We start from the raw sequence: 13,741 nt of genomic DNA on the forward strand, positions 1-13,741 counted from the left end.
CTAAATAAATTCAATATTCGACAGTTAAAATCCTTGATTATATTATAAACTTTTTCATTTTTTGAAAGAAGGTGCTTTAGAATGAATATTTCATACGATGGACACATCCACTCTCCTTTTTGTCCACACGGCTCCACTGATCAATTTGAAGAGTACGTAGAAGCAGCAATACAAGCAGGTTATAAAGGAATGACTTTTACGGAACATGCTCCCCTCCCTAAAACCTTTACCGATCCTGTTCCAGACAAAGACAGCGGGATGAATTGGGAGGACGTTCATAGTTACTTTAATTCCATTCAACAACTGAAAGAAAAGTATAAGGGTTTAATTGAAATTAATAGCGGACTTGAAGTTGATTATATTGAGGGTTATGAGGAAGAGACAAGACAATTACTTGATTCAGTTGGTCCATTTCTAGATGACGCCATTCTTTCCGTCCACTTTATCAAACACGGTGATTTCTATACATGCCTAGACTATAGCACAGAAGCATTCAATGACTTGATCCAAGCGTTGGGTTCGGTTGAAATGGTTCATAAAAAATATTATGAAACTGTGCTAAAGTCCATTAAATCCAATTTAGGAAATTACAAGCCTACTCGCATAGGACATATGACACTCGCAAATAAATTCCAGAAAAAATATCCGGTTAAAAATGATTTTCAAAGTGAAATAGCTACTATTCTTATTGCGATTAAAGATCACAACTATTCTCTTGACTACAATGGTGCTGGTACAGTGAAGCCACTTTGCGAAGAACCCTATCCAAGCGATCAAGTCGTCAAAGAAGCGTTAAAACGAGAAATCCCTCTCGTCTATGGTTCAGATGCCCATAGTGCAAAAGGGATTGGTCAGGGAGCAGATCGGCTGATCACTCCGTTACTTCAAAAGCCAAATAAATTCACCCATTCATAACAAGCGGGCGCTTGTCCCACTTCTTCTCCCTACAAACAGTTAATTGTATCCACTCATTTAACTGTTTGTTATATTTTTGAATAAAATAACGTTCATTCGGTTGAATATGATGCACTTCGAGAATATATTGAGGGTGTAAAAAAGGCATCGAAAGCATTCCTTTCAATTGCATCACAATATAATCAATGGGTTGAGGGCGGAACTCTTTTCTCGCAAAACCCACTTCTAAAATCCTAGTGAAATAATACTTTTCTTTCGCCAGATAAGTGGTCATAATTTCACGAACAAGAACAGAATCGAATGTGATCTCTCGGTGTACAAATCGAGCTAACTGTCTATTCAAATACTGATATTCCATCACACGCTCAATTGCGTCAATAAGACATGTTTTTGCTGAGTGCCCTTCAAGCTGTTGATATGCAGCTTCAATCTCTTTTACATATCCTTCAAGAAAAGAAGTCATTAAAAACTCAGCTAATCCCTTTTTTCCATTAAAGTAATAAGAGATTAGCGCAACGTTTACCTCTGCTTTACTCGCAATATCACGAACTGAAGTACCGTGGAATCCTTTGGTGTTAAAGAGTTGAATGGCGGCCTGGATGACACTTCGCTTCGATACTGTATCTCGCTCCTGTTTCACTAGGAACCACCTCCAAATAGTTCGTTCTTAGTAACTCATTCGTTAATTGCTCCTCCATTCCTTTAATAATCGTGCGACAAAATATGTGTGTTCCTCAACAAGATTTGATATGATTATCATAATTTCGAGTTAAGGAAGAGGTGTTTTGACATGTTTGAGGTCGAATCCTATTCAGGTAAAAGAGAAAAAGACTATCAAATGGTAATTAAACAATTAAGAGCACTGCTAGATGGCGAGACGAATCAGCTAGCCAACCTTGCAAATGCTTCTGCATTATTAAATCAGTTTTTATCAGATGTGAACTGGGTAGGTTTTTATTTATATGAAAAAGAAACCGATCAACTTGTTCTAGGTCCATTTCAGGGGCTACCCGCTTGTGTCAGAATTCAGAATGGAAAAGGCGTATGCGGCACCGCATCCAAGGAAGGCAAAACAATGAGAATTGAAAATGTCCATGAGTTCCCAGGACATATTGCCTGTGACGCTGCGTCTCAATCTGAAATTGTAGTGCCTATTTTTACGAATGGGGCACTTCTTGGCGTTCTTGATATTGACAGCCCAGAAGTTGGACGCTTTGATGAAGTGGATCAAGAGTATTTAGAAAAATTCACACTAGCATTGCAAGATTACCTTTAAGATCAGGTTTAATCTTCATCTATAAGAACTTTAAGTAATGATAAAAACCGTCCAATGGAAGTCTCCATTGGACGGTTTTTTTATTTTTCAAGCGCTTGTTCGATATCCCTCCAAATGTCTTCCCATGCTTCAAGTCCAATCGAAAGACGAATAAGCGATTCACTAATGCCCATCCGTTTTCGCTCATCTTCAGGAACCACTGCATGTGTCATCGTCGCTGGATGTTGAATAAGCGTTTCAGCATCTCCAAGACTAACTGCAATTTTTATCATTCCTAGCCGATTCATAAAATTTTGTGCTTCTAGTTTACCACCATTTATTTCAAAGCTAATTAATCCTCCCGGGCTTTTCATCTGCTTTTTTGCAATTAGATAAAAAGGCGATTCCTCTCTTCCTGGATACATCACATTCGTTACTGATGGATGCTCGATTAACTTTTGAACGATTTTATGAGCATTTGAGCAGTGACGATCCATCCGAATTGGGAGAGTCTTCAATCCCCGAAGGAGTAACCATGCATCAAACGGTGATAGAATTCCTCCGATATCTTTTTGTGTACTCTTTGCAATGGCAGTCATCGTCTTCTTATCACTTACAACCAGCCCCGCCACGACATCCCCATGCCCTCCGATATACTTCGTAGCGCTGTGCAAAACAATATCACAACCAAATTCTAGAGGGCGTTGTAGATACGGCGTAGAAAATGTATTATCTACTACAACCGTGATTCCTTTTTCCTTTGCTACAGAAGAAATCATTTCAAGATCAATTAATTTCAATGTTGGATTTATGGGCGTCTCTATATAGATAACCGTGGTATTTGGGCGAATAGCTTGTTGAATTTGTTCAAATGAATCAAGTGGAAGCAAGTCATGCTCGATCGCAAACTTCTCTTCTAACATTTTAAGTAATCCAAACGTGCAGCCGTACACTCCTTCAGAACAAAGGATATGGTCTCCCGACTTTACAAGATACATAAGAACAGCAGAAACAGCTGCCATGCCTGAACCAAAAGCTAAACCACCCTCCGCATTCTCAAGAGAAGCAATCCTCTCTTCCAACATTCGAACAGTAGGATTTCCAAGTCTTGAATAAATGTAGCCAGGCTCTTCACCAGCAAACCTTCTTTCACCAGCTTCTGCTGTTTCGAATGTAAAAGTGGATGTTTGATAGATCGGTGATGCTAAACTATTATGATGTGATTTAGAATCATATCCATCATGAATTGTTTTTGTCTCAAAACGTTGCTCTCCCAAAGTCATAACCCCCTGTTATAAAATCACACATTACACTTTCATTGTAAGCGTTTTCAATTATAAGGTGAAGAGGGAATTATCTATCTCAACAGATCATTGACATCTTTTTATCCATCAAATCCCTACTATAGTTGACATCTCAATCTGAAAGAGTTACAATTGCATTTGTGTAAAATAAGAATGGGCAGCAGCGTGACGGGCTGCGATTTCATTGTGTTCCTTTTAATAGGTACGCCGCGTACCCTCCGGCTGTCGAGGTGAAGGCGTGTGAAAACACAATGTGCGCAAACCGGAATCACGACACTGTTTTTATTTTATACCAATAATAATGGTATAAAGGAGGAGCTAAATATGGCTCGTTATACAGGACCAAGTTGGAAAATTTCTCGTCGTCTTGGTATTTCTCTAAGTGGAACAGGTAAAGAATTGGAAAAGCGTCCTTACGCTCCAGGTCAACACGGACCTAACCAGCGTAGAAAGCTTTCTGAATATGGACTTCAGCTTCAAGAGAAGCAAAAGCTTCGTCACATGTACGGCATGACTGAGCGTCAATTCCGTCGTCTTTTCGATGATGCTGGTAAAATGAAAGGTGTTCACGGTGAGAACTTCATGATTCTTCTTGAAGCTCGTCTTGATAACCTTGTTTATCGTATGGGTCTAGCTCGTACTCGCCGTCAGGCTCGTCAGCTAGTTAACCATGGCCACATCACTGTCGATGGCAAACGCGTTGACATCCCTTCTTACCGCGTAGCGACTGGTCAAGTGATCAGCGTTCGTGAGAAGTCAAACAACCTTGACATCATCAAAGAAGCAATCGAAGTAAACAACTTCGTTCCAGAATACCTTACTTTCGATGCTGATAAGCTTGAAGGTACGTTCTCTCGTCTTCCTGAGCGTTCTGAACTTCCTGCTGAAATCACTGAAGCTCTTATCGTTGAGTACTACTCTCGTTAAGCTGTTTCAACTCCCCGGAATTTATTCCGGGGTTTTTTTTATGTCCAAAAGCAAAATTGGTTTATACGAAAAAAGAGATGCTCCTATCGAGCATCTCTTCATTAACAATTAATATGTGAGAAGGAAGTATTTCTTTTTTCCTCTTCGAATAATAACGTATTTATTTTCAATTTGATCGCTTTCTGAAATCACCTTGTCTATTTCTTTACAGCGTTCACCATTAATATAAACGGCGCCATTCTTCACATCTTCTCTTGCCTGACGCTTGGAAGATGAAATTCCAGCTTCTACAAGTAAGTCAATTAATCCTTTTTCATGATCTTCTACGTGATAGGATGGCACATCTTTAAACCCTAAACGAATTTCTTCAGCTGTTAATTGCTTAATATCTCCACTAAAAAGAGCTTCCGAAATATTGATCGCCTGCTGAAGCTTTTCTTCTCCATGTACGAGCTTCGTTACGTTTTCAGCAAGTGTACGGTGTGCTTCTCTTTTTTCTGGTGCTTCTAAATGCTTCGACTCAATTTCTTTAATCTCTTCAATACTTAAAAATGTAAAGTAATTTAGGAACCTTACCACATCGCGATCATCTGTATTAATCCAGAACTGATAGAATTCATAAGGAGATGTTTTATCAGCATCTAACCAGATTGCGCCACCTTCTGACTTACCAAACTTGGAGCCGTCACTTTTCGTAACAAGTGGAAACGTTGCACCGTATGCTTTCGTCGATTCTTCGCTTCCTTCTTCTTTACGAATTAATTCAAGACCAGCCGTGATATTTCCCCACTGATCACTACCTCCAATTTGCAAGCGACAATTTTCTTTACGATAAAGTTGAAGAAAGTCATACGATTGAAGAATCATGTACGTAAACTCGGTAAAAGAAATTCCAGCTTCGAGACGTGATGTAACCGAATCTTTCGCAAGCATGTAGTTTAAACCAAAGTTCTTTCCTACATCGCGAAGAAATGGAATCACATTCAATTCGCCGATCCAGTCAAAGTTGTTTACAGCTTTTGCAGCATTCGCTTCTGTACCAAAATCTAAAAAGCGCGCTAGCTGACCCTGTAATTTATTGGTCCATTCTTTTACAATATCTTCGGAATTTAACGTACGCTCATTCGAACGGCCACTTGGGTCTCCAATAAGTCCGGTTGCCCCACCAACAAGCGCAATCGGCGTATGCCCTGCAAGCTGAAATCTACGAAGCGCAAGAACTGGCAACAAATGTCCAATATGAAGACTATCAGCTGTTGGATCAAATCCTGAATAAAGTGCGATTCGGTTGTTAGACAACTCTTTTTCAAGACCTTCTCTATCGGTCACCTGATTTAACAGGCCTCTTGCTTCTAATTCATCTAAAATGTGCATATCATCGTCTCCTCTAAATCATAGTAATTCCCTATTTCAAGCAATTTACAGTTCTACAAACATAAAAAAACCCGCCCCTAAAAAGGGACGAGATTAATCGCGGTACCACCCTTGTTGAAGAAAGCATACTTTCTTCCACTCAGTCAGAATAACGGTCTGAACCGTCTAATGCTACACAGACGTTGTCTTTCCCATTAGAAGCTCATGGAGGTAATTCACATTTTCCTTTATGCTAGTTCTCACCGACCACCAGCTCTCTGAAAAAGGGAGAAAAACGCTACTTTGTCCAATCAAAGCATGTCGTTCATAAAAAACACTATTTAAATTAATATCACAAACGGAAAACCATGTCAATTCTAAGCCTACTGAAATCCCTACCAGTTTATACAAATCTCGACGACATATGCTATAATAAATAGGATTAATTTGAGGGGGTATAGGAATGCGAGAGCTTTTTTCTACTATCAGGCAGAAGTGGAACGCGTTCATTGATAGATTACAAGAATACAACATATTATCCGGCTCTAGAATTGCCTATAAAGTTATTTGGAATCTTTTTCTGATCTTTATAGTAATTGGTCTTATGGGCACATTTTTCGCCGGTGGCGTTGGTGCTGGATATTTTGCATCGCTTGTAAAAGATGAACCGATTCGCTCTTACGATGAGATGAAGAGTGACGTTTATAACTACGAAGAAACCAGTGAGGTCTACTTTGCTGGAGACGTATTTCTTGGAAACTTCCGTTCTGATATTGAGCGAAAAGAAGTTGAGTTAAAAGACGTTTCTCCTCTTCTACAAAAGGCGGTCATTTCCACAGAAGATGAATACTTTTACGATCATGACGGCATTGTTCCTAAAGCAATCGGACGAGCTGTATTGCAAGAAGTTACAAATTCAGAAGACCGCAGTGGCGGGAGCACACTCACGCAACAGCTTGTTAAAAACCAGATTTTAACGAGAGAAGTTTCATTTGAACGGAAAGCAAAAGAAATGTTGCTCGCGCTTCGATTGGAAAACTTCTTTAATAAAGATGAAATTCTAGAAGCATACCTTAACATTGTTCCTTACGGACGTAATGCTTCTGGTAATAATATCGCAGGCGTTCAAGCAGCCTCACAAGGCATATTCGGAGTCAATGCAAGTGATTTAAACTTGCCACAAGCTGCTTTTATTGCAGGTATTCCCAAAAACCCTTATACATACACCCCTTTTACAAACTCGGGTGAGAAAAAGGAAGATCTTTCAGCTGGAATCGACCGGATGGAATTTGTTCTTTATCGCATGTATCAAGAAGAAACAATTACCGAAGATGAGTACAACAAGGCGCTTGAATACGATCTTGAAAAAAACCTAACTAAATCTTCCCCTTCGCCAGTTGAGAAATACCCATACCTTACATTTGAGATTGAAGATCGCGCGAAACGCGTTCTTGCAAAGCAGATCGCTGATGAAGAAGGATATGATGGAGAGAAGCTTGCGAAGAGTTTAGATTCATATAATCAAATAACATATGAAGCCAATATTTATGGAAAATCAGCGACAGAAGTGGCCAAACAAAAAGAAATTAAGTGGGCACAAATCAAAGAAGATTCCGAAGTATTTCTTGAATTTATGAGTAATGCTGAAATTGAATTGCGAAAAAATGGCTATAAAATCTATACGACAATCAACAAAGATATGTACGATAAAATGAATGAAGCAAAAGATAAAGCGCTTGGGAACCCAAACTATTTTCAGGCTGCTAAAACCGTCTCAGTTCAAGATCCTGAGACTGGTGAGCTAGTGAATAAAGAGCTTCCAATGGAAGTTGGAAGTATTTTGATAGAAAACAAATCAGGGAAAATATTATCTTTCATTGGCGGAAGCGACTTCAAAACAGAACAGTTAAATCATGCTACAGACGCTTATCGCTCTAATGGCTCTACGATGAAGCCAATACTAGACTATGCACCCGCTATGGAGATGGGGAAAGTTCAACCAGGATATATTATTCCAGACCTCCCTTCCGATGATATATGGCTACCTGATAATTACGGTAAAAACTTCCATGGACTTGTAACTGCTCGCAAAGCACTGCAGCAATCTTACAACGTTCCAGCTGCTAGAATTTATTCAAAGATGGATCATTATGAAGCCACGAATTTTCTAGTTAAAATGGGGTTCAATACGTTAACAGAGCCTGATCGCTCAAACCCTGCGACTTCAATTGGTTCTCTCGATAGAGGCGTCAGCGTCGAAGAAAACACTAATGCCTTTGGAACCTTCGCAAATGGTGGGAAATTCGTCGACGCTTATATGATTGATAAAATAGTCGACAGAGATGGCAATACGATTTTCGAACAAAAACCTGAACCAGTCGAAGTTTTTAGTCCTCAAACAGCGTACCTTACGATCGACATGATGCGCGATGTTATCAGTCAAGGGACGGCTCAAGATATTCCGAGCAAATTAAAATTTGCTTCTGATTGGGCAGGTAAGACTGGTACTGGACAAAACTATAAAGATGCCTGGTTTGTAGCCGTAAATCCAAACGTCTCACTGGGGGTTTGGACAGGATATGATCTCGAACTACCGATGAATTCAAATCTTTATTCGAAACGGAATAAAAACTTATGGGCCCTTTTTGCAAATGCAGCGTACGACGCTAGTCCAGAAATAATGGACCCAGAGAAATCTTTCAAAATGCCAACCGGTATTGTAAAACGTTCTTTCTGTGGAATTTCAGGGAAGCTTGCATCTGACCTTTGTCAGAAAGCTGGTCTTGTCCAAACTGACCTATTTAACGCCAAATACGTACCGACTGAAGTGGATGACAGCCTCACTGAAGGACGCTATGTAGTGATGAATGGTAATACGTATCAAGCGCTTAGCTCCACTCCAGAAGAGTTCGTGTCCAGCGGAGTGATGATTAAAGAAGATTATTTCTCTGGAGTCGATCTTGCATCCCTTTTACCATCTGAGTTTAAGAACCTGAATATTGTTTCCGAAGGCACTACTGCTTCTGAAAATGGAAAAAAACCAGGCGCAGTTGGTGGCCTTTCAATTAATGGATCAACATTAAATTGGGGTGCCTCAGGTGAAAGTGATATCGTTGGATACCGCATTTACCGAGCTTCGAACGGGAGCAGTTCCTTTACGAAGCTTGGAAGTGTAAAATCTTCTGATGGTAGCTCATTCAACATCCCTTCTGGTGCTTATGCTTATTACGTTACAGCGGTTGATGTTGCTGGTAACGAATCAGGAGCTTCCGCTAAAGTAACAAGTGGAGATTGGTCTGAAAAGCCGGAACCTAAAAAGAAACCTGAACCAAAGCCTGAATCAGACGACGGCGATGATCAAACTTCTGGAAACAGTAACACCGAGAATGAGGAAGCTACAGAGGATGAAGAAGATGAATCAAGCAATCCAGAAGATTCCTCTTCAAACGAAGATGGCGCTAATACTGAAAATAATGATAGTACCGAAGAAAATGAGAACAGCAACACCTCCAATAATAGTAGCAATAGCAATTCAAACGGCGCAAACAGCGAAAATAACGCTAATAGTTCCACTAATACAAGCAATGATTCGGAATAAAAAAACAGCCTGTAGCAAACTTTGCTACAGGCTGTTTTTATTCTTTAATCTTCCATCGTTGACAAATCTCCAGTAGGTAAATCAAGCTCCCACGCCTTTAGCACACGACGCATAATTTTACCACTTCTTGTTTTCGGAAGCTTGTCTCTAAATTCAATTTCTCGAGGTGCCGCATGAGCAGCGAGACCTTTTTTCACAAAGTTACGAATCTCCTCCATTAGCTCATCAGATGGCTCATGTCCATCTCTCAGTGCAATAAAGGCTTTAATGATTTCCCCTCGAACAGGATCTGGTTTACCAATAACACCTGCTTCAGCAACAGCCTTGTGTTCAACTAGTTTACTTTCAACTTCAAACGGACCGACCCGTTCACCAGAAGTCATTATGACATCATCCACACGTCCCTGGAACCAGAAGTAGCCATCTTCATCTTTATAAGCTGAATCGCCAGATACGTACCAGTCTCCTTTTAAGAAATAACTTTCATATTTCTCAGGACGATTCCAGATCGCACGCATCATCGATGGCCAGCCTTTCTTAATCGCTAGGTTCCCCATTCGATTAGCTGGTAGTTCATTCCCTTGATCATCGACGATCGCTGCGTGCACGCCTGGAATCGGTTTACCCATTGATCCTGGTTTTATTTCCATAGAAGGGTAATTGCTGATTAGCTGCGCGCCCGTTTCGGTCATCCACCAGTTGTCATGAATGCGAAGATCAAGCACTTGATTTCCCCACTTAATAACCTCTGGATTTAACGGTTCTCCGACACTTAAAACATGGCGTAGGGATGAAAGATCAAATTTCTTAACAATCTCATCTCCCGCTCCCATAAGCATACGGAATGCGGTAGGTGCACTATACCATACAGTTACTTCATATTTTTCGATTGTTCCGTACCAATCTTCTGGACTAAAGCGGCCACCACGAATGACGTTCGACGTTCCAGCGAGCCATGGAGCAAAAATACCATAAGAGGTTCCGGTTACCCAGCCAGGATCGGCTGTACACCAATAGACATCATCTTCTTTTAGATCAAGTACCCATTTCGCTGTTTGATAGTGTTGTACCATCGCATTATGAACATGAAGAACGCCTTTTGGCTTACCTGTCGACCCTGATGTATAATGAAGAATCATACCATCTTCACGGTCAACCCATTCTATTTTCAACTTCTTGTCTGCTGACTTAAAATGCTTGTAAAAATCGATATATGGTCCTTCTTCTTTTACGTTTTCTCCCACTAACACAACGCTTTCAAGGTTCGGAAGCTCATCAACTGGTACGCGTTCGAGTAATTCAGGAGTTGTGACGAGTACCTTTGCTTCACTATCCTCAAGCCGATCTCTCACCGCACCTTCCATAAAAGCTTCAAAAAGCGGTCCAGCAATCGCACCAAGTTTAAGCGTTCCCAGAAGAATGAAGTATAGCTCTGGAGATCTTGGCATGAAAATAAAGACCCGGTCCCCTTTTTCAACATTCACTTTTTTTAGAACGTTCCCAGCTTTGTTACTCATTGATTTCATTTCACTATACGTATACTTCTCATCGCGTGTTGGGTCAGAAAAATAAAGAGCTACTTTGTTTTTACGATCGGACTCAGCGTGCCTATCGATTGCTTCGTAGGCCATATTGACATTCCCTGTTTCACTCCAAGTAAATGTTTTCTCCACTTCTTTCCAATCAAAATTCCCGTATGTAGCTTCATAATCCTGTAAATTATGATTACCCAATGTAGCAGAAAGCGGTTTCAATTCCATAAGTAATCTCCTCCTTCTCCTTCATGTCTTTCCCTGTTAGTATAACATAAATTCCTAATTTTTTAACAAATGACAAAACTTCAAAAAATAACATTGAAACCCCTTACATTTATCTCGTTTCATGTATAATAAGAATTGAGACCATTATTAAAAGGTGGTGACTAGATGGAACATCATAAAACGTATAATGCAGTTGAGTGGAATACGCCACATGGAAAACTAATTATTGAAGGCCCAATCACCCCCGACCGCCTTGCATCCTATCATTTACATAAGGATCTTGTCGCATTTCGTCCCCCTGAGCAACAGCATAAAGCCCTAGTTGAAATAGCTGGACTTCCTGAAGGACGAATTATTGTAGCGAGAGAACGAGAAACAATCGTAGGCTATGTTACATTTCTTTATCCCGATCCCCTTGAACGCTGGTCAGAAGGGAAAATGGAAGATTTAATTGAATTAGGAGCGATTGAGGTTATCCCAAAATATCGTAATGCTAAAGTAGGCAAAAGCCTCCTTAAGACATCCTTCATGGATGATGCTATGAACGATTACATTGTGATTACGACCGAATATTATTGGCATTGGGATCTTAAAGGAACTGGATTATCTGTATGGGATTACCGTAAAGTCATGGAGAAAATGATGAATGCTGGAGGATTGGAATGGTATGCAACGGACGATCCTGAAATTAGCTCTCATCCAGCAAATTGTTTAATGGCTCGAATTGGGACGAGGATTAACCAGGACTCTATTCAAGCTTTTGATCGTCTCCGATTTCATAACCGCTTCATGTATTAAGTTTGCAAAGGAGTGAGTCAAGTTGGTCATAGAAGAAATTATGAATCGAAATGTTTTTTCACTTGAAGAGAATCAAACTATTGCAGATGCAATTAAACTAATGAGAGAAAAAAATATTCGTCACCTTCCGATCGTAAATAGCGCAGGAGAGCTAACTGGTATTGTTTCGGATCGAGATATTAAAGATGCTAGTCCATCTATTCTTGACTCAAGTCCGAACAAAGAAGTGTTACAATCACATCTTTCCTCTATTATGAAGAAAGATGTGATTACAGCTCACCCACTAGATTTCGTTGAAGAGATCTCGACAATTTTTTACGAACAGCGCATTAGTTCCATTCCCATTGTTGATAATCGAAAAGTAATCGGTATGGTAACTGAGACAGACATGTTACATACGCTTATCCTATTGACAGGTGCACATCAGCCGAGTTCACATATTGAAGTTCAGGTAGCTAACGTTTCTGGACAACTTGCCGATATCACCCAAATCATTAAAAAACGTAATGTTAACATCATCAGTGTGCTTGTTTATCCATGCAGTCATGATGAAAAATACAAAAATATCGTTTTTCGCATTCAGACAATGAATCCAACTTCGGTCATTAATGATATCAAAAAGGAAGGTTATGAGGTTCTTTGGCCGAGCATGCCGGGGGTTCAAAAATGACCTGCGATTCTGTTTTTGTTTACTCCTCAGATTATCTAAACTATAAATTTAGTGATGATCACCCTTTCAATCATATTCGTGTTAAACTCACTCAGGACCTTCTTACTGAAATGAAGGCTCTAAATGATTCAGATGTAATTGCGCCTCGAATAGCAACAGATGATGAAATTGCTCTAATCCACGATCCAGCGTATATCGACGCAGTGAAAAAAGCTGGGAAAGGAAGTTTAGCTTCGTCCATCGCAGCGAACTATGGGCTTGGTACTGAAGATACGCCCATCTTTTCAAATATGCATGAAGCGAGTGCTCTCATTGTTGGTGGTACGCTAACGGCTGTTGATGCCGTTATGACCGGAAAATCTGATCATGCGCTCAATGTAGGCGGTGGCCTGCATCACGGATTTAGAGGGAAAGCATCTGGATTTTGTATTTATAATGATAGCTCCATTGCTATTGAATATATGAAGAAGAAATACGGTGCTAAAGTGCTTTATGTCGATACGGATGCTCATCATGGTGATGGCGTTCAATGGGCTTTCTATGACGATCCTGAAGTTTGCACCCTGTCGATTCATGAAACTGGTCGCTATTTATTCCCTGGAACAGGAAACATTAATGAAAAAGGACAGGGAAAAGGATATGGGTTTTCCTTTAATGTTCCAATTGATGCATTTACTGAGGATGAATCATTCCAAGAAGTGTATGAAGCGTCTTTTCGTAAAGTAATCGACTTCTTCAAACCAGATGTGATTTTAACTCAAAATGGAGCTGATGCCCATTACTATGATCCATTAACACATCTTTCCGTTTCGATGAAAAGCTATGAATTCATTCCAAAGTTAGCTCATCAGCTTGCACACGAATATTGTGATGGTAAGTGGATTGCTGTTGGTGGCGGGGGATATGATATTTGGCGGGTAGTACCAAGAGCGTGGTCGAGGATTTGGCTTGAAATGAAAGGGCTATCAATAACAGGAAGATTACCACAACAGTGGTTAGATCGATGGAATCCCCTTTCTCCCCTTACTCTCCCTGAAAATTGGGATGATGGGACTAATTTATATGAGCCTATTCCAAGAAAACAAGAGATTACAGAGAAGAATAAACTCACTTGTGAGCGAGCGCTTTATCAAATTACGAATCAATAGAAAAAACGAGCCA

11 protein-coding genes and 1 other annotated feature are annotated in these 13,741 nt (G+C 40.1%); of the genes, 7 read left to right on the forward strand and 4 right to left on the reverse strand.

Annotated elements, in window-relative coordinates; translation table 11 throughout:
• The first annotated feature begins 87 nt into the window (after positions 1-87).
• Positions 88-915 (forward strand): histidinol-phosphatase HisJ, encoded by an 828-nt coding sequence (gene hisJ, locus ATG70_RS12115; RefSeq protein ID WP_098445802.1) that lies wholly within the window; start codon positions 88-90, stop codon positions 913-915.
• Here the strand turns inward: hisJ and refZ are convergent.
• Entirely contained in the window at positions 902-1,555 is a 654-nt protein-coding gene (gene refZ / locus ATG70_RS12120; protein WP_098444553.1) for a forespore capture DNA-binding protein RefZ, read from the reverse strand. The genes hisJ and refZ overlap by 14 nt on opposite strands.
• A gap of 150 nt (positions 1,556-1,705) precedes the next feature.
• Here refZ and ATG70_RS12125 point away from each other — a divergent pair, with 150 nt between their 5' ends.
• A complete protein-coding gene (locus tag ATG70_RS12125; protein WP_098444554.1) occupies positions 1,706-2,191 on the forward strand; it encodes a GAF domain-containing protein in 486 nt (161 codons plus the stop codon).
• An 80-nt stretch (positions 2,192-2,271) separates the two neighbouring features.
• Here the strand turns inward: ATG70_RS12125 and megL are convergent, their stop codons facing one another.
• A complete protein-coding gene (megL, locus tag ATG70_RS12130) occupies positions 2,272-3,453 on the reverse strand; it encodes a methionine gamma-lyase (RefSeq protein ID WP_098444555.1) in 1,182 nt (393 codons plus the stop codon).
• Positions 3,454-3,798: 345 nt separating this feature from the next.
• Here megL and rpsD point away from each other — a divergent pair, with 345 nt between their 5' ends.
• On the forward strand, positions 3,799-4,401 hold the full coding sequence (gene rpsD, locus ATG70_RS12135) for a 30S ribosomal protein S4 (RefSeq protein WP_048312305.1): 603 nt from the start codon (positions 3,799-3,801) through the stop codon (positions 4,399-4,401).
• Positions 4,402-4,509: 108 nt separating this feature from the next.
• Here the strand turns inward: rpsD and tyrS are convergent, their stop codons facing one another.
• A complete protein-coding gene (tyrS, locus tag ATG70_RS12140) occupies positions 4,510-5,775 on the reverse strand; it encodes a tyrosine--tRNA ligase (RefSeq protein ID WP_098444556.1) in 1,266 nt (421 codons plus the stop codon).
• Positions 5,776-5,855: 80 nt separating this feature from the next.
• Positions 5,856-6,078, reverse strand: a binding site (T-box leader).
• 139 nt (positions 6,079-6,217) lie between these two features.
• On the opposite strand from tyrS, the gene ATG70_RS12145 reads away from it, so the two are divergent.
• Positions 6,218-9,352: a transglycosylase domain-containing protein gene (locus ATG70_RS12145; RefSeq protein WP_098444557.1), complete on the forward strand. Its 3,135-nt coding sequence runs from the start codon at positions 6,218-6,220 to the stop codon at positions 9,350-9,352.
• Positions 9,353-9,396: 44 nt separating this feature from the next.
• Here the strand turns inward: ATG70_RS12145 and acsA are convergent, their stop codons facing one another.
• Entirely contained in the window at positions 9,397-11,112 is a 1,716-nt protein-coding gene (gene acsA / locus ATG70_RS12150; protein WP_098444558.1) for an acetate--CoA ligase, read from the reverse strand.
• Between the two features lie 165 nt (positions 11,113-11,277).
• Here acsA and ATG70_RS12155 point away from each other — a divergent pair, with 165 nt between their 5' ends.
• From ATG70_RS12155 to ATG70_RS12165, 3 genes are read left to right on the forward strand one after another with little or no spacing between them, the layout of a single operon-like run.
• Entirely contained in the window at positions 11,278-11,910 is a 633-nt protein-coding gene (locus ATG70_RS12155; protein ID WP_098444559.1) for a GNAT family N-acetyltransferase, read from the forward strand.
• 22 nt (positions 11,911-11,932) lie between these two features.
• Positions 11,933-12,580, forward strand: a complete 648-nt coding sequence (locus ATG70_RS12160; RefSeq protein WP_098444560.1) for an acetoin utilization AcuB family protein — start codon at positions 11,933-11,935, stop codon at positions 12,578-12,580.
• The gene (locus ATG70_RS12165; RefSeq protein ID WP_098444561.1) at positions 12,577-13,728 is read left to right on the forward strand and encodes an acetoin utilization protein AcuC; all 1,152 of its coding nucleotides are present in this window, start codon (positions 12,577-12,579) and stop codon (positions 13,726-13,728) included. Before ATG70_RS12160 ends, ATG70_RS12165 begins: the two co-directional genes overlap by 4 nt.
• The last annotated feature ends 13 nt before the right edge of the window (positions 13,729-13,741 follow it).

It is taken from the genome of Bacillus sp. es.036 (assembly GCF_002563635.1).
In the GTDB taxonomy this organism is placed as follows: Bacteria; Bacillota; Bacilli; order Bacillales; family Guptibacillaceae; genus Guptibacillus.